The 15,967-nt window shown below is 66.3% G+C and carries 15 protein-coding genes and 1 tRNA gene; 10 read left to right on the top strand and 6 right to left on the bottom strand.

Annotation, left to right across the window (positions count from 1 at the left end; translation table 11 throughout):
• Positions 1 to 9 precede the first annotated feature (9 nt).
• Entirely contained in the window at positions 10 to 1,116 is a 1,107-nt protein-coding gene (locus ACYVGS_RS12970) for an EAL domain-containing protein (protein WP_460589117.1), read from the top strand.
• A gap of 4 nt (positions 1,117 to 1,120) precedes the next feature.
• Here the strand turns inward: ACYVGS_RS12970 and tsaD are convergent, their stop codons facing one another.
• Positions 1,121 to 2,158 carry a tRNA (adenosine(37)-N6)-threonylcarbamoyltransferase complex transferase subunit TsaD gene (gene tsaD / locus ACYVGS_RS12965; RefSeq protein ID WP_460589116.1) on the bottom strand — a complete coding sequence of 346 codons (1,038 nt, stop codon included), beginning with the start codon at positions 2,156 to 2,158 and terminating at the stop codon, positions 1,121 to 1,123.
• A 139-nt stretch (positions 2,159 to 2,297) separates the two neighbouring features.
• Between tsaD and rpsU the strand changes: the two genes are divergently transcribed.
• The 5 genes from rpsU to ACYVGS_RS12940 all read left to right on the top strand — a co-directional run bounded on the left by rpsU (position 2,298) and on the right by ACYVGS_RS12940 (position 7,208).
• The gene (rpsU, locus tag ACYVGS_RS12960; RefSeq protein ID WP_460589115.1) at positions 2,298 to 2,513 is read left to right on the top strand and encodes a small ribosomal subunit protein bS21; all 216 of its coding nucleotides are present in this window, start codon (positions 2,298 to 2,300) and stop codon (positions 2,511 to 2,513) included.
• 13 nt (positions 2,514 to 2,526) lie between these two features.
• Entirely contained in the window at positions 2,527 to 2,982 is a 456-nt protein-coding gene (locus ACYVGS_RS12955) for a GatB/YqeY domain-containing protein (protein WP_460589114.1), read from the top strand.
• Positions 2,983 to 3,117: 135 nt separating this feature from the next.
• The gene (gene dnaG, locus ACYVGS_RS12950) at positions 3,118 to 4,992 is read left to right on the top strand and encodes a DNA primase (RefSeq protein ID WP_460589113.1); all 1,875 of its coding nucleotides are present in this window, start codon (positions 3,118 to 3,120) and stop codon (positions 4,990 to 4,992) included.
• A 224-nt stretch (positions 4,993 to 5,216) separates the two neighbouring features.
• Positions 5,217 to 7,019 carry an RNA polymerase sigma factor RpoD gene (gene rpoD, locus ACYVGS_RS12945; RefSeq protein ID WP_460589112.1) on the top strand — a complete coding sequence of 601 codons (1,803 nt, stop codon included), beginning with the start codon at positions 5,217 to 5,219 and terminating at the stop codon, positions 7,017 to 7,019.
• A 112-nt stretch (positions 7,020 to 7,131) separates the two neighbouring features.
• Positions 7,132 to 7,208: transfer RNA gene (locus ACYVGS_RS12940), tRNA-Ile, on the top strand.
• Between the two features lie 117 nt (positions 7,209 to 7,325).
• On the opposite strand, the gene ACYVGS_RS12935 is transcribed toward ACYVGS_RS12940, so the two are convergent.
• Genes ACYVGS_RS12935 through ACYVGS_RS12915 form a run of 5 tightly spaced genes read right to left on the bottom strand, consistent with a single transcriptional unit; the run spans position 7,326 to position 12,034 of the window.
• The gene (locus ACYVGS_RS12935; protein WP_460589111.1) at positions 7,326 to 8,240 is read right to left on the bottom strand and encodes a prenyltransferase; all 915 of its coding nucleotides are present in this window, start codon (positions 8,238 to 8,240) and stop codon (positions 7,326 to 7,328) included.
• Positions 8,237 to 8,785, bottom strand: coding sequence for a DUF2058 domain-containing protein (locus ACYVGS_RS12930; protein ID WP_460589110.1), 549 nt, complete (start codon positions 8,783 to 8,785; stop codon positions 8,237 to 8,239). The genes ACYVGS_RS12935 and ACYVGS_RS12930 overlap by 4 nt, the downstream gene beginning before the upstream one ends.
• Positions 8,786 to 8,812: 27 nt before the next feature.
• Positions 8,813 to 10,351, bottom strand: a complete 1,539-nt coding sequence (locus tag ACYVGS_RS12925) for an acyl-CoA synthetase (protein WP_460589109.1) — start codon at positions 10,349 to 10,351, stop codon at positions 8,813 to 8,815.
• Position 10,352: 1 nt separating this feature from the next.
• Positions 10,353 to 11,021 (bottom strand): hypothetical protein, encoded by a 669-nt coding sequence (locus ACYVGS_RS12920; protein WP_460589108.1) that lies wholly within the window; start codon positions 11,019 to 11,021, stop codon positions 10,353 to 10,355.
• Positions 11,018 to 12,034: an NADP-dependent oxidoreductase gene (locus ACYVGS_RS12915; RefSeq protein WP_460589107.1), complete on the bottom strand. Its 1,017-nt coding sequence runs from the start codon at positions 12,032 to 12,034 to the stop codon at positions 11,018 to 11,020. The genes ACYVGS_RS12920 and ACYVGS_RS12915 overlap by 4 nt, the downstream gene beginning before the upstream one ends.
• A gap of 170 nt (positions 12,035 to 12,204) precedes the next feature.
• On the opposite strand from ACYVGS_RS12915, the gene ACYVGS_RS12910 reads away from it, so the two are divergent.
• The 4 genes from ACYVGS_RS12910 (at position 12,205) to ACYVGS_RS12895 (ending at position 15,967) form a co-directional block, all read left to right on the top strand.
• The gene (locus ACYVGS_RS12910) at positions 12,205 to 12,801 is read left to right on the top strand and encodes a hypothetical protein (protein WP_460589106.1); all 597 of its coding nucleotides are present in this window, start codon (positions 12,205 to 12,207) and stop codon (positions 12,799 to 12,801) included.
• Positions 12,802 to 12,871: 70 nt separating this feature from the next.
• Entirely contained in the window at positions 12,872 to 13,420 is a 549-nt protein-coding gene (locus ACYVGS_RS12905) for a YaeQ family protein (RefSeq protein WP_460589105.1), read from the top strand.
• The gene (locus ACYVGS_RS12900; RefSeq protein ID WP_460589104.1) at positions 13,417 to 14,040 is read left to right on the top strand and encodes a thermonuclease family protein; all 624 of its coding nucleotides are present in this window, start codon (positions 13,417 to 13,419) and stop codon (positions 14,038 to 14,040) included. Before ACYVGS_RS12905 ends, ACYVGS_RS12900 begins: the two co-directional genes overlap by 4 nt.
• Positions 14,024 to 15,967: a diguanylate cyclase gene (locus ACYVGS_RS12895; RefSeq protein ID WP_460589103.1), complete on the top strand. Its 1,944-nt coding sequence runs from the start codon at positions 14,024 to 14,026 to the stop codon at positions 15,965 to 15,967. Before ACYVGS_RS12900 ends, ACYVGS_RS12895 begins: the two co-directional genes overlap by 17 nt.

Below are 15,967 nucleotides of genomic sequence, written 5' to 3'. Positions count from 1 at the left end.
GGGCAGGCCATGAACGACAGCGCTTATTACCTCGAATCCGCCCAAAGCCAGGCACAACTGCCCCGGCGCATCGACCTGCGCGCCCTCCCGCTGACGCTGGGGCGCGGCGATGACTGCGGCATTCCCCTGGCCGTGCCGCGGCTGTCGCGCCTGCATGCCCGCTTCGACTGCCGCGACGGCAGCCTCTGGGTGGAAGACCTGGGCAGCACCAATGGCACCTGGGTCAATCACCAGCGCGTGGATACGGCAACCGCGATTCGACCGGGGGACATCCTGCACTTCGCCGACCACGAGTTCCGCCTGCGGCGCGCGCGCAGCGGCACTGCGCCATCGGGCGACCCCTTCAGCCCCGAAACCGAGGTCAGCCAGCAACCTTTGATGACCTCCTTTCCGGTGGAGAGCGCGGCTTTCCTCGAGGTCCTGGAGCAGGGCCTGGTAGAAGCTCACGTACAGCCCCTGGTGCGAGCGGATGGCAGCCTGTTTGGCTACGAACTGCTGGGCCGCTGCACCCACCCGACAGAGCAACTGCACCCGGGCAAACTGTTTGCCCTGGCTGCCTCCACGGGCCGCGAGGTGGAGCTCAGCCGCCTGCTGCGCCGACGATCCTTCGAGCAGGCCAGCGCGGCCGGGCTGCGCGAGCCGCTGTTCTTCAACAATCACCCGGAGGAGTGCCGGGACATGGACGCCCTGCTGGCGGAAATCAGTGACCTGCGCCAGCTGCACCCCGACCTCAAGCTGGTCTTCGAAGTGCACGAGGCAGCTGTTACCGACCTCGAGGAAATGGCCCTCGTCAGGCAGACGCTCCGGGAGCTGGGCATCCAGCTCGCCTACGACGACTTCGGCGCCGGCCAGGCCCGCCTGCTGGAACTGGCGGAGGTCCCGGCGGACTTTCTCAAGTTCGACATGGGTCTGATACAGGGCCTCAACAGCCGCGAGAGCGGCAAGTTTCGGCTGCTGAAGGCCCTGTCGGAACTGGTTCACGGCTTCGGCATCCGCACCCTGGCAGAAGGCATCGAAACGGAAGTGGAAGCCGGGCTGTGCCGCGAGCTGGGAATCCACCTTTACCAGGGGTTCCTGTTCGCCCGTCCACGCCCCATCAGCCCCGCGGGAGAGTAAGCGTTCAGGCGGCCCCGGCCAGGGCCGGCAATTCCTGCATCGGCCAGCGGGCACGCACCTGGGGCGCCTCGCCGTCACGCTCACCCGCGGCCAGGCGGCAGGCCCCGGCGTAGGCAATCATGGCGCCGTTGTCGGTACAGAACTGCGGCGCCGGGTAGTAGACCTGGGCCCCGACCTTGCCCAGGGCCTTGTGCAGGTGGGCCCGCAGGTTGCGGTTGGCACTCACGCCGCCAGCCATCACCAGGGTACTGAGCCCTTCCTGCTCCAGTGCCCGGCGGCACTTGATCACCAGGGTACCCACCACCGCTTCCTCGAAGGCGCGGGCGATGTCGCACTTGTCCTGCTCGGTCAGCCCGCTCTCCTCGCGGCAGGCCGCAACCGTCGTCAGGGTGTGCGTTTTCAGGCCGCTGAAGCTGAAATCCAGGCCCGGGCGATTGACCATGGGGCGGGGAAAGGTGAAGCGATGCGGGTCACCCGACTCGGCCAGGCGGGCGATATGGGGGCCGCCAGGGTAGGGCAGCCCAAGCATCTTGGCCGCCTTGTCAAAAGCTTCCCCGGCGGCGTCGTCCAGGGACTCCCCCAGCATGCGGTACTGGCCGATACCATCCACCCGCACCAGCTGGGTGTGGCCGCCGGAAACCAGCAGTGCAATGAAGGGAAAGGCGGGGCGCTCATCCTCGAGCATCGGCGCCAGCAGGTGGCCCTCCATGTGGTGCACCCCCAGGGCCGGAATCCCCCAGGCCCAGGCCAGGCTGCGGGCCAGGGTTGCGCCCACCATCAACGCCCCGATCAGGCCCGGCCCCGCAGTGTAGGCAATGGCGTCGATATCACTGGCCTGGCAGCCGGCCTCGGCCAGCACCTCACGCAACAGCGGCAACGCCTTGCGGATGTGGTCCCGGGATGCCAGCTCCGGCACCACCCCACCGTACTCCACGTGGATATCCACCTGGCTAAACAGGGCGTGGGCGAGCAGCCCGCGCTCGGTGTCGTATAGCGCCACCCCGGTTTCGTCGCAGGAGGTCTCCAGGCCCAGTATCAGCATGCTTTCTATCTATTCCGAGGAAAAAAGTAGGCGGCATGATACCGCAGAGCCGAGGGGCTTTGCATTGCTCCGCGGTTGGGTATAGAATGCGCGACCTTTTGCAGGCCATGCCTTAACCGAACAGACAGGTAAACGATTAATGCCGCACATCAAAGTGAAGGAAAACGAGCCCTTTGACGTCGCCCTGCGCCGCTTCAAGCGCTCCTGCGAGAAAGCCGGCGTACTGGCAGAAGTACGCAAGCGCGAGCACTACGAAAAGCCCACCACCACCCGCAAGCGCGCTGCCGCCGCGGCCGTGAAGCGCCATCTGAAAAAGCTGGCCCGGGAAAACCGCAAGCGCACCCGCCTGTATTGAGGCGGTCCCGACCGTGAGCAGCTCTCCTCTCGTCGCCCAGATCAAGGACGCCATGAAGGCGGCCATGAAGGCCCGCGACAAGGAGCGCCTCGGCACCATCCGGCTGATCCAGTCGGAGTTCAAGCGGATTGAAGTGGACGAGCGCATCGAGATAGATGATGCGCGCGCCCTCGCCGTGCTCGACAAGATGGTCAAGCAGCGGCGCGACTCTGCCCAGCAGTATCTTGACGCCGGCCGCAACGAGCTGGCCGAGCAGGAAAACCGCGAGATCGCGGTTATCCAGGACTTTCTCCCCCAGCCCCTGAGCGACGACGAGATCGCCGCCATTGTCGACGCAGCCATCGCCAGTACCGGCGCCAGCGGCATGCAGGACATGGGTGCCGTCATGGCGGAAGTGAAGCCCCAGGCCCAGGGTCGGGCCGACATGGGCGCCGTCAGCCGCATCGTCAAGGCGCGCCTGACAGGCTGATCCCACCCGGCGGCACAAGGCCGTCACGCACAACACACCGCTCTTTACCCCGCGCTACCACCACGCCGCGGCTGACGCACGGGCACAAGCGTGGTTCAATAGCCAACCCTGGCTGGCACAACGCTGAATCCCCACATGGCCGGACGCATCCCACAACAGTTCCTCGACGACCTGCTGGATCGCATCGACATTGTCGAGGTGATCGACCGCCGGGTAAAACTGAAGAAAACCGGCAAGAATTACAGCGCCCGCTGCCCCTTCCACGAAGAAAAGACCCCCTCGTTTACCGTCAACCCCGACAAGCAGTTCTACTACTGCTTCGGCTGCGGTGCCGGCGGCAACGCCCTCGGCTTCGTGATGGACTACGAGAACATCGACTTTCCCCGCGCTGTGGATGTGCTGGCGGGTAGCCTCGGCCTGGAGGTACCCCGGGAGCAGAGCGGCCCGGGAGCGCCGCCACCCCGGCGCGAAGAGGCCTACAAGCCGCTCTACGCCATTCTGGAGGAGGCCGCGACCTTCTACCGGCGCCAGCTTCGCGAGCACGCCGGGGCCCCCAGGGCCGTGGACTACCTCAAATCCCGCGGACTGACCGGCGAAATCGCAAAGCAGTTTGACCTCGGCTTCGCGCCCCCCGGCTGGGACAACCTGCTGCAGGCCCTGGGCGGCGACGAGCGGCAACGCAAGCTGCTCCTGGACGCCGGCCTGCTGGTGGAAAACGACGCCGGGCGCACCTACGACCGCTTCCGCGACCGGGTGATCTTCCCGATCCGCGACCAGCGGGGCCGCATCATTGCCTTTGGCGGCCGGGTACTCGGCGACGACAAGCCCAAGTACCTGAACTCGCCGGAAACCCCGGTCTTCGCCAAGGGCCGCGAGCTCTACGGGCTGTATCAGGCGCGCCAGGCCAACCGGCGCCTGGAGCGGGTGGTCGTGGTGGAGGGCTACATGGACGTCATCGCCCTCGCCCAGCACGGCATCACCTGCGCCACCGCGACCCTGGGCACCGCCACCAGCCCAATTCACCTCGAGCGCCTGTTTCGCCAGACCAGCGAAGTGGTGTTCTGTTTTGACGGCGACGATGCGGGCCGGAAGGCAGCGCTGCGAGCCCTGGAATCCACCCTGCCGTCGATGCAGGACGGGCGCCAGGCGCGCTTCCTGTTCCTGCCCGAGGGGGAGGATCCCGACACCCTGGTGCGCGAACAGGGTCCGGAACATTTCCAGCAGTTGATGCGCGAAGCCGCGCCCCTCGAGCGATTTCTGTTCGAGGCCGCCGGCGAGGGGCTGGATACCGCCACCATGGAAGGACGCGCGCGCCTCAGCAAACAGGCGCTGCCCTACCTGCGCCAACTGCCCGACGGCGTGTTCCGCCAGCTGATGTTCCGCGCCCTGGCCGAACGCACCGGCCTCAGCGTGGCGGAATTGATGCAGATCGAGGCACCGCCCCTGCGGCGCCCCCCCGAGCCGGCGCCGGCGCAGCCAGACAGCCCCGCTCCGCCGGCGAGCGAGCCGACCGCCACGGATAACGCACCGCACCCCCGGCAGCGCCACGCCAGCCAGGCCGCCCGCCTCGGGCACTCCAACCTGACCCAGTCCGCCATTGCCCTGCTGCTGCACCGACCGGACATCGCGCGCCTCGCCGACCCGGGCCCGCTGGAACACTTCGAGGGGGAGGATATCAGCCTGTTGCGAGAACTCCTGCAGCTGCTGCAGCGCCGGCCGGAGTCAAACACCGCCATGCTGCTGGGCCACTGGTACGGCACCCCCCAGGGCGAACTACTGAATCGCCTGGCGGGACTGGAGCGACTGATACCCCACGAGGGCATCGAGCAGCAGTTCCTGGACACCATGGCCGCCCTGGAACAGCTGCCGGAACGCAGCAAATTGCGCGATCAGGTCGACAAACTGCGGACCACCAACTACGCTGAACTCAGCGACGCCGACAAGCAGCGCATTCGCGAGCTCATCCGGCACAAACAACGGCTGGACGAAGCCCGCAAGAAAGGGCGCTGACACGGGCACCGAAAAGTTCATTGAACCGAAAGGCTCATTGGACCGAAAGGCTCATTGAAAGGGTCGCTAGAAGGGACCGTTGCAACGACTGCCCTTGCAGTCTGGCGAAACGCCACCATATTTACCAGGGACTCAGGTAGCCACAACCCCGTGCAGCCAGCTATAATAGCCGGCTACGCTTTTTTTGTGCCGATTACAGGCCCACGAACAAAGGTATTCACTGAATGAGTAGTGTCGCCCAACAACAGTCCCGCATCAAAGAGCTGATTGCCCGGGGCAAGGACCAGGGTTATCTGACCTACGCCGAGGTCAACGACCACCTGCCGGAGGATATCTCCGATCCGGATCAGGTGGAAGACATCATTCAGATGATCAACGACATGGGCATCCAGGTCTTTGAAGTGGCCCCGGACGCCGATGAACTGCTGATGACCGAAGGCGACAGCTCCGCCGACGACATCGCCGCCGCCGAGGCCGCCGCGGCACTGGCCGCCGTGGAAACCGAGGCCGGCCGCACCACCGACCCGGTGCGCATGTACATGCGCGAGATGGGCACCGTCGAGCTGCTCACCCGCGAGGGCGAGATTGTCATCGCCAAGCGTATCGAGGAAGGCATCCGCGAGCTGATGGCTGCCATCGCCCACTACCCCGGCTCGGTCCGGCAGGTGCTGGACGAATACGACACCGTGCAGCGCGAGGAGCGCAAGCTGGCCGACGTCCTGATTGGCTACCTCGACCCCGCCGATGAAGTCCCCTCCGCCGCCGAGATCGCCGCCGCGGCCCAGCCCAGCGACAGCGACGAGGAAACCGAGTCCGGCCCCGACCCGGTGGAGGCCAAGAAGCGCTTTACCGCGCTGAAGCGCCAGTACAACAAAGCGGAAAAAGCGATCGCCGACAAGGGTCGCGGGCACAAGGAAGCGGCCCAGGAGCTGGAAAAGCTCGGCGAGCTGTTCAAGTTCCTCAAGCTGACCCCGCGCGTCTTCGACCCCCTGCTGGAACAGCCCCGCAAACTGCTGATGGCCGTGCGCGAGCCCGAGCGCGAAATCATGACCATCGCCATTCGCGACTGCCACATGCCGCGCAAGGATTTCATCACCACCTTCCAGGGCTCTGAGACCGACCTCGGCTGGGTGGAGCGGCAGACCAAGAGCAAGAAGGACTGGGCTACCCGACTCGCCGCGCGCAAGGAAGAAATCCTGCGTCTGCAGCGTCGCCTCATCGCGCTGGAGGAACAGGCCGGTCTCAGTGTGGCGGAAATCAAGGACATCAACCGCCGCATGTCCATGGGCGAGGCCCGCGCGCGCCGCGCCAAAAAGGAAATGGTCGAGGCCAACCTGCGCCTGGTGATCTCGATTGCCAAGAAGTACACCAACCGTGGCCTGCAGTTCCTGGACCTGATCCAGGAGGGCAACATCGGCCTGATGAAAGCGGTGGACAAGTTCGAATACCGCCGCGGCTACAAGTTCTCGACCTACGCCACCTGGTGGATCCGCCAGGCGATCACCCGCTCGATTGCCGACCAGGCGCGCACCATCCGGATACCGGTGCACATGATCGAGACCATCAACAAGCTCAACCGCATCTCCCGCCAGATGCTCCAGGAAATGGGCCGCGAGCCCACCCCCGAGGAGCTGGGCGAACGCATGGACATGCCGGAAGACAAGGTGCGCAAGGTTCTGAAGATCGCCAAGGAGCCGATCTCCATGGAAACCCCGATCGGTGACGACGAGGATTCCCACCTGGGCGACTTTATCGAGGACACCACCATCAGCTCGCCAGTGGACTCGGCGACCGGCCAGGGCCTGACCGAGGCCACCAAGGAAGTACTCTCCGGCCTGACGGCCCGGGAAGCCAAGGTGCTGCGCATGCGCTTCGGCATCGACATGAACACCGACCACACCCTGGAAGAGGTCGGCAAGCAGTTCGATGTCACCCGCGAGCGCATCCGCCAGATCGAAGCCAAGGCCCTGCGCAAGCTGCGCCACCCCAGCCGCTCCGAGTTCCTGCGCAGCTTCCTGGACGAGTAAATATCGCAGCCCCCTGCACCTGGCTGGCCCCACTCCGGGGCTGTGCCGGGGCCGTTTTCTTCTCTATAATCCCGAACTTCCCGGCAGACCCGCAGGTGTGCCGCCCCCTCCCGGGCCCATAGCTCAGTTGGTCAGAGCAGTCGACTCATAATCGATTGGTCGTAGGTTCAAGTCCTACTGGGCCCACCATTATCCAAAGGTGCACTCTGGTCACATAGCTTGCACCTTATTCCGGCACACCGGCCGGTGAGCCACCTCGCATCCGCCCTCATAATCGATTGCTTGGCGATTCACATCCTACTGGGCTCACGATTTTCCAATCAGCAAGCCAGCTGACAGGAGCAGTGGCGCCAACAGCGTCGCAGCTACATGCAGGCCCATGTACGGCAACAGCTGCGCGGGCTCTCGATCGTGCTGCAGGGCGCCACGAGCTGCGCACAGGGCCAGTGGCAACACCGCCAAGGCCAGGCCGGTCCAGGCCGGCAGGCGGCCCAGCAGCAAGCCAAGGAGCAAGGGTACCCAGGCCAGCACCTGCAGCCCCACAAATACGGCAGCTCCAATACGGGGGCCGCAAGCCACCAGAATATGCCGGCGCCCCACGGCGGCATCCGCCTCCCGGTCCGGGAACTGGTTGATCAGCAGCAAGTTGCTGACCAGGCACAGTGGCATCAGCGAGACCCAGGCGACCAGCCAGTGGAACTCCCCGGTCAGGGCAAAGAATCCGCCGTTGACCATCAGCAGACCAAACCCGGCGCCGGGTGCCAGCAGGCACAGCAGGGGCTGGCGGGTCAGGTAACGGGTATAGAGCAGGATAATCCCCAGGCCAGCCAGGCCCAGGGGCAGCAGGGCCGGTCCCCGGCGCCAGAGAAACCAGGCGCCGGTGAGCACCACAAACAGCAGACAGATGGCCAGCAGGCCCCGGGCGCTGGCAGCCAGCTCCGGGTGCGCGGGGAGGGTGCCGCTGCCCCCGCTGAAAGGCGTGCGGCGGGTCTGGTAATCCAGCCCGCTGGCGAAATCCTGCAGCTCATTCAGCACGTTGACCGCGGCGTGGGCCGCCAGGGCCCCGATCAGCAGCAGCCACAGGTCGACAGCGGCAACCCGGTGACCGAGAAACACAGCCAGGGACCAGGAAAGAGTGAGACAGGCGGGCACCAGCAGCAGAAAAGGCGGGCGCAGGGTCTGCAGCACCCGCCAGCCCGGCGCAGCCTGTGCCCGGCTCACCACATCAGATCATCCGGGATCTCGTAGTCCTTGTACCACTCCTGCTCCTCCTCGGTAAGAGCAGCGGCGTCGGACTCGCGGCAGTCGATAACCCGGGCGGGGTCGCGCTGGGCAATCTTGTCGGCGATCGGCGCGGGGAGCACCTCGTACTGGTCTCCCTGCTTGACGATGGCGAGCAAGCCCGAGGCCAGCTGCTTCTGCTGCAGGGCGTTGACGTAGAGCTTCTTGATCGCCTTGCCGTCGGTAAAGTTGAAGGCGATATCGCCGCGAGCGCGATCGACGCGGTGCATCTCCACCAGCTGTCGAATCTGGGCATTGATCGCCTTGCGCAGGGCCTTTTCGTTCATCGCCTGGTTCAGCGCACGGTCCTTCTCGGCTTTCTCCGCCTGGGCGCGCCGCGCCGCCTCCCGGGCCTCGTTTTCCAGAGTCACCCCGGCCCGCCGCGCCACCTTGGCGGCCTTGCGTTTTTCCTTGTCCAGCGCCTTGGCCTTGGAGGCGTCCGCCAGCCCGGCGTTGAGCAACTGGTCCTTGAGTGATCCTGCCATGGGGAAAACCTGTCCTGCTGTGGTCAATCAGCCTGCCATTGTAGCGGTGTCGGGCTCACCCGCGAAACGCCGGCGCAGGGACGGCTTGTCCACCTTGCCGGCCGCGTTCAGCGGCAGCGCATCGACGCGGAAAAAGCGGCGCGGGGTCTTGTAGCCCGCCAGATGGTTGCGACAGTGGTCGCGCAGAGCCTCTTCGCTCGCTTCCGCGTCCAGCACCACCACCCCGGTAACCGCCTCGCCCCAACGGGCATCCGGCAGGCCGATCACCGCACAGTCGCGTACCGCCGGGTGTCGTCGCAGCACGTCCTCCACCTCCCGCGAGGCGACGTTCTCGCCACCGCTGAGGACCATGTCTTTCTTGCGATCGACAATGTAGAGGTAGCCCTCTTCGTCGAAGCGGCCGATATCGCCGGTATGCAGCCAGCCATCGACGAGGGCGGCGGCGGTGGCTTCCGGCTGTCGCCAGTATTCCCGCAGGCACTGCGCTGCGCGAACCACAATCTCCCCCCGCTCTCCCGGTGGCACCGGCTGGTCACGGTCATCCAGCAGTCGCAACTCGGCGGTGGAAAGGGGGCGGCCCACCGAAGCGAGGAGGTGGGGCACCTCACGGGCCGCCCGCCGGTGATCTTCCGGGGTCAGAAAGGCCACGCTGCCGGAGAGCTCGGTCATGCCGTAGCTCTGACACAGGTCGATATCGGCCTCCCGCAGCAGGCGCTGCAGCAGGTCTGCAGGCATTGCGGAGGCGCCGTAGCCAATGCTGCGCACACTGGCCAGATCTTCGCGGCGGTAGCCGGGGTGATCCAGCAGCATGGCGATCATGGTCGGCGCCAGGGACATCGCGGTCACCTTCAACTGCCGGCAAGCGGCCAGCACCTCGCCGGCCTCAAAGCGCGGCAGCAGCACCACGCCGGCCCCCTGCCAGTGCTGCAGCAGGACATTGTGGGCCGCCACATGGAACAGCGGAAAGGGATACAGGAAACGGTCTCCGGGTTGCACCGGCCGCCCGATCAGCGCCGAACGCAGGCCAGCGAGGAAGGAGTGGTGCGTCAGCACGGCGCCCTTGGGGCGCCCCGTGGAGCCCGAGGTGTAGAGGATCCAGACGGGCTGGGTGGGATCGCAGGCGGGCAGGGCCGCCGTCGCGGCCGTGTCGAGCCAGTCATCCACGCGATCGAGGGGCAACACAACGAGCTCCGTCGGCAACACCGCCCCCTGCGCCAGCGGGGCCAGCAGCTCGCTGTCCGCAAACAGCAGGCTCACACCGGCCTCTTCAATTTGCAGCTGCAGTTCCGCCGGCGCGAGACGCGCATTCAGCGGTACCAGCACGCGACCGGCGGCGGGCACCGCGTAAATCAGCGTCAGGAACAGCGGGCAATTCCAGGCCAGCACCCCGATGCGGTCCCCGACCTGACCCGTTCCCGCCAGGGCCCCCGACAGGCGCTCGATCTGTGCCTGCAGCGCCGCATAGCTGGTCGCTTGCCCCTGCCACCAGAGCGCCGGGGCTTGGGGCTGGCGGCGCGCCTGCTCCGCTACCAGCTGCTGCAGAAGCGCCGGGGCTGCAGCCGGCACGTCAGCGACCATCGCGCTGCCCGACAGGCCCGCAGTCCAGCAGCGCCGGATCGCGTATGGAGAAGCTGCCATTGGCCTGATGCAGGAAGCCCACACTCATGCGCGTGGCATTCTCGGGAACCGCGAAACGCAGTTCCGCCGTAAACCAGTCCGTATTGCCCAGGCGCGGCTCCTGCTCCAGGCTGCTGCGATAGACCAGTCGACTGCCGCCCATGACCGGGTCCACCAGCCCCCAGATCAAGACCTGGAGTCCGCCACCGGCCTCCAGGCCCTGGCTCCAACCCTCGCTGTCGAGGTCCAGTTGCAGGTCGGCCCGGAACAGGAGTTCGCGACCCCGCAGCGCGCGTACCGGGGGAAACTGGGCATAGGTGTACCAGGGCTGGGTCGCTACGCGCTCGATGGTCAGGACGCCGTCACTGGCGGAGACATCAAAAGATGGCTCGCCCGCATGCTGAGCGCCGCGCCATGGCGCCCGGCGCTCACCTTCCGTGGGCAAAAAAGCCGGATTCCGCAAGAGGTTTTCGCCACTGTCACAGGCCGCCGCACTGTCGGGCGCGACGGCCGCCTGTCGGTCTGCGTCAGGCCCCGGGCCCTGACAGGCAGTGACAGCAAACACGGCCAGCGCGGCAAACAGCCGCCTGAAAGGCACGGCGCGATCCACCGTACTCACGCTTCACTCACCTTGACGACCAGTTTGCCGACATTACCACCGTCAAACAGCATGTTGACGGCTTCCGGTGCCTGCTCCAGGCCCTCCACAATGGTCTCACGGTGCTTGATCCTGCCTTCCATGACCCACTGGGCAAGTTGCGCCGCGGCCTCGGCGTAGCGATCCAGGAAGTCCATGACGATGAAGCCGCGCACGTCGATACGGCGCATCAGGATCGGCGAGAAGTCTCCGCGCATTGGCTCTTGCTGGTTGTAACCGGAAATCATGCCGCACAGGGGCATGCGGCTGAACAGATTCATGCGACGCATGACCGCCTCCATGATCTCGCCACCGACGTTCTCGAAGTTCACATCAATGCCGTCGGGCGTGGCCGCCGCCAACTGCTCGCGCCAGTCATCGGACTTGTAGTCCACCGCCGCATCAAAGCCAAGCTCCTCGACCAGGTAGCGGCACTTGTCGGGGCCACCGGCGATACCCACCGCCCGGCAGCCCTGGATTTTGGCGATCTGGCCGACCACCGAGCCCACGGCCCCCGCCGCGGCGGAGACCACCACGGTTTCCCCGGCTTGCGGCCGCCCCAGGTCCAGCAGCCCGAAATAGGCGGTAATTCCGGTCATGCCACAGGCGCCCAGCATGGTCGGCAGGGATACCGGCAGGCCCTCGGGCAGCACGGACATGGCATTCTCGCCCTCGTCCGCCAGGCAATAGTCCTGCCAGCCGGTGAGACCGGTCACCAGATCCCCTTCGCGGTAGCGCGATGAACGCGAGGCCTCCACGACACCGATACCTCCGCCGCGCATTACCTCGCCGATCGCCACTGGCGGCATGTACTGGTCCATGTCGCTCATCCAGATGCGATTGGTGGGATCGAGACTCAGATAGAGCACCCGCACGCGCGCCTGACCCTCGCCGGGTTCGGGGGGCGCCTCCTGGCAAAAGTCAAAATGATCCGCGCTGATGCGCCCTTCGGGACGGGATTTCAGGCGAAACTGGCGGTTGCGGGCTGGTGTCATGCTGGCTCTCCTTATGTGTCGACGCTCTGGCAGATCCGCAAGCGGTAACCGGGCTATCGCCCGCTCCACGACCGGCCTGCCTGCTGTTGGCTTCGTCGCCCATGGTAACCCAGGACTCCGGCACAGGTGCTATGCTTGCACTATCTGTCCAGCCCCCGGAGCTCTTCACCATGCGGACATTCAGCCTTGTTGCCGCCCTGCCAGCCCTGCTGCTCGCGCTGGTCGCGCACGCGGAATTCGAACCGGTTGGCACCATCAGCGCGCGGGTGGACGGCGAGGCGCGCACCTGGTTCATCCCGGGTGATGTCACCGGCGACGGCGGTTCCGGGGCGCTCTGGATGCAGGTCGAGCCCGGCATGTCCACGGTGGTGCTGGGGGGCTTTGAATCACGCGATGTACAGTTCCAGCGCAACCCCGAGACGGGGGTACCCAGCGTGAGCGGCGATGGCAGCCAGATTTCACTCTCATTCCAGTTGCCGGAGGGCGCACAGCGCCTCGAGGCCCGGCTGCCCGCGGAAGGTGAGGAAGCCGTCTCCCTCCTCCTGCTGCCGGCTGTCGGGGACTACCGCGTCATGCACGCCCTGGAGGAAGGGCGGCTTTCGGTCACCGGCCTGTCCCTCTCCCGCGAGGGCCCATCGATGATCAGCGGAGAGTTCGAGGGAAAGCTGCGGGACAGCGAGGGCAAACTGGTACATCACTTCGAGCAGGGGCGGTTCTCGGTGGACCGGGCCAGCTTTTTCGCCATTGAGGAAGCCGGGCAGCCCTGAGCGCTGTGCAGGCTGCCATTCCAGCGCGGTGTCGGGTAAAGTGGGCCGCCCGGCACACAAGCCCTGTACCATGGCCCTGAAGTCAACTGTCTACAAACTGCATCTCAATATTGCCGACCTGGACCGCCAGGTTTACGGCGACTTCCCCCTGACGCTCGCACGGCACCCCTCGGAAACAGACCTGCGCATGATGTTGCGGGTACTGGCCTTCGCCCTGCACGCCGACCCGGCACTGGCCTTCGGTCGCGGCATCAGCACGGACGACGAGCCGGACCTGTGGCAACACAGCCTGACAGGCGAGATCGAACACTGGATAGACCTGGGCACGCCGGACCCGGATCGCCTGCGCCGCGCCTGTGGCCGCGCCCGACGCGTCTGGCTGTATGGCTACGGCGACCGTGCCATGCCGGTATGGTGGGACAAGCACGGCCAGACCCTGGCCCGGCATCGTCACTTGAGTGTGCACCAGATCGCGGACCGCGAGGCGCAGGCACTGGCGCAACTGGCAAGACCCGGACTGGAGCTGCAGTGCACCATCAGCGAGGGCGAGGCTCTGTTCAATGCCGAAGGCACTGCCATCAGCTTGGCACCCAGGCTGTTGCAGGACGCATCACCATGAAGCGGCCCGCCCGCCAGCTGCTGCGACTCGGGGTCATCCTGGCCGCGCTGACCCTGTGGCAGTGGTATCAGCACGGCGAAGTCGACTGGCACCAGCGTATCCTGGCCCCGCTCATCGACCGCGAGGAGAACAGCGGCCTGCAGGTCGCGACGCGACAGGTGCAGGCCCTGGGCGACAAGCGGGAGGGCGCGCCGGCACACTTCGACCTGAGCGGCCGGGTGGTGCGCGTCGCCGACGGCGATACCCTGTCCCTGCTTGACGCAGACAATGAGCAGTATCGTGTGCGTCTCTATGGCATTGACGCCCCCGAGCGCGACCAGCACCACGGTCAACGGGCCGCAGGTGCCCTGGCGGCGCGCGTCACCAACCAGCACGTAGACGCAGTGGTCGTGGATACCGATGATTACGGCCGCAAAGTCGCCACCGTCTACCTCGACGGGGAAAACCTCAACCTCTGGCTGGTGGAGCAGGGACACGCCTGGTGGTATCGCTACCATGCCCGCCACGAGCATCGCCTGGAGTCCGCCGAGCAGGCCGCCCGGGCGGCGCAGCGCGGACTGTGGCAGGCCAGTGATCCCCAGCCCCCCTGGGACTGGCGCCGGGATGCACGGTTACCCTGAGATGGACCGGACACCCTCGCCGCCCGGCTTCCATGCGGCGGTGCATCGCGGTCTCGCCGCGCTGTGCCTGATTTTCCTCTGCGCGGTGGCGCCAGTCCCGGGCAATGCCTCGCCGGACCCGGGCGAGCTGTCCAGCGCCCTGACGCGCCTGGAACAGGCTGTTCTCGAGAACCCCTGGCGCGCCTCCCGTGAGCTCGACACCCTGCGCAGCCGACTGGCGAGCGCTCCCGCGCCCCTGCGACTGCGCTATCACTTGCTGCAGGCCAACGCCCTGGTCTGGCTCTACCACCAGGAGCGCCTGCGCGAGGCCCTGCATGCAGCACGCAAGCTGGTGCAACCCGACACACCCCGGTCAACCCAGCTGGAGCTCGCGGTACTCGAAGGTATCGCCGCTCGCCGCGACGTCGACTACGAAAAGTCGGCGCGGGTTCTGGAGCGGGCCCGGGACCGCGCCAGGCAATACGACCAGCCCGAAATGCTGGCCCTGGCTCTGACCGAGCTGGCCTTTACCCGCAGTCTCAACGGCTACCACGATACCGCGCTGACGGAGCTGCAGGAGGCCTGGACCCTGGCCAGCACCCTGAACTCACCCTTCCTGATCGCGGTGATTGAGGAAACCCTGGGGGCCGTCTATGGCTACATTGGCGAATACGACACCTCGGTGCACCACTATCAGAGAGCCCTCGCCACCTACAACGACCTCGGCTATCTCGCCTACCAGGCCGAGGCCATCAATGGCCTGGCCATCACCCATCGCTACGCGGAAAAATGGAATGCAGCGATCGCCTATTTCCAGCGCTATCGGGAGATCACCGAGAACAACCAGAGCGAGCACAACCGCTTCGTCGCCTGGTACGGTCTGGGCATGACCTACGCCGAGAAAGGCGACTGCCCCACGGCCCTGAGCGCCATCGAGAAGGCGCTTGAGGCCGGCGGCCCCGAAGACTTTCGCGCCGAGCTGTACAAGCGCCAGGCCGTCTGCCTGGCAGAGGCGGGCCGGGAAAGCGAGGCCCGGCAGGCGCTGGACCGGGCCCGGCAGATATTCGCCGCACTACCCGAACTCCGGGATACCCAGTGGGCCATCGATGTTCAGCGCGCCGAGGCGCTCACCCTGGAGCGACTGGGGGATCACGAAGCCGCCTTTGACAGGCTGCTGGCCTACCACGAGCAGAGTTCGGCGCTGCAGGCGCGGGAAAGCAGCGAGCGCCTGATGGAGCTGCGCGTCAGCATGGAGAATGCGCGCAAGGACATGGAGATTGATCTGCTGCGCCAACAGGCGCGCACCGACGCACTGGAGTTGACCCAACGGGACCAACGACTGCGGGAGCAGCGCATCCTGACGGGTGGCCTGGCGGCGCTCATCCTGATGGTGGCACTGATTGTTCTGCTCCAGTGGCGCAATGCCCGACGCCTGCATCGCCTCTCGACGCGGGACGAACTGACAGGCCTGCACAATCGTCGCCATGTGTTCTCACTGCTCGAACGCCTGGTGCAGCGCCTGCCCGTCGAGCGCGGCCAGCTGTCCATCATCCTGCTGGACGTGGACGACTTCAAACAGGTCAACGATCGCTACGGCCACCCGGTCGGCGATCGCTGGCTGAAGACCATCGCCGACCTGGCACACCCACTGCTGCGCGGCGGCGACACTATGGCCCGTCTCGGTGGTGAGGAGTTCCTGGTGGTGCTGCCGCGCGCGGACCGCCATCAGGCCCGGACCGTCGCCCAGCGACTGGTGGAGCGCATCCGCGACTTTCGGCTGCCACTCCCGGATGGTACGGCAGTGCGCGTCACGGTCAGTGTCGGCGTCGCCAGCTTCGGCGCCGACTGCGCGGACGTCCAGGCACTCTACAGCGCCGCGGACCGCGCCCTCTACGCCGCCAAGTCCCGCGGCAAGGACCAGGTCGTCATGGCGCCGCTGCCCGCCTGA

It is taken from the genome of Haliea atlantica (assembly GCF_054779855.1).
Note: the sequence above shows the minus strand (reverse complement) of the source record. Positions and strands in the feature narration are given on the sequence as shown.

Excerpts from the sequence above, each read along its gene's own strand:
- ACYVGS_RS12910 (WP_460589106.1), top strand. The coding sequence starts at position 12,205 with ATGCGGACATTCAGCCTTGTTGCCGCCCTGCCAGCCCTGCTGCTCGCG.
- ACYVGS_RS12930 (WP_460589110.1), bottom strand. The coding sequence starts at position 8,785 with ATGGCAGGATCACTCAAGGACCAGTTGCTCAACGCCGGGCTGGCGGAC.
- tsaD (WP_460589116.1), bottom strand. The coding sequence starts at position 2,158 with ATGCTGATACTGGGCCTGGAGACCTCCTGCGACGAAACCGGGGTGGCG.
- ACYVGS_RS12900 (WP_460589104.1), top strand. The coding sequence starts at position 13,417 with ATGAAGCGGCCCGCCCGCCAGCTGCTGCGACTCGGGGTCATCCTGGCC.
- rpoD (WP_460589112.1), top strand. The coding sequence starts at position 5,217 with ATGAGTAGTGTCGCCCAACAACAGTCCCGCATCAAAGAGCTGATTGCC.
- ACYVGS_RS12905 (WP_460589105.1), top strand. The coding sequence starts at position 12,872 with ATGGCCCTGAAGTCAACTGTCTACAAACTGCATCTCAATATTGCCGAC.
- ACYVGS_RS12915 (WP_460589107.1), bottom strand. The coding sequence starts at position 12,034 with ATGACACCAGCCCGCAACCGCCAGTTTCGCCTGAAATCCCGTCCCGAA.
- ACYVGS_RS12895 (WP_460589103.1), top strand. The coding sequence starts at position 14,024 with ATGCACGGTTACCCTGAGATGGACCGGACACCCTCGCCGCCCGGCTTC.
- rpsU (WP_460589115.1), top strand. The coding sequence starts at position 2,298 with ATGCCGCACATCAAAGTGAAGGAAAACGAGCCCTTTGACGTCGCCCTG.
- ACYVGS_RS12970 (WP_460589117.1), top strand. The coding sequence starts at position 10 with ATGAACGACAGCGCTTATTACCTCGAATCCGCCCAAAGCCAGGCACAA.
- dnaG (WP_460589113.1), top strand. The coding sequence starts at position 3,118 with ATGGCCGGACGCATCCCACAACAGTTCCTCGACGACCTGCTGGATCGC.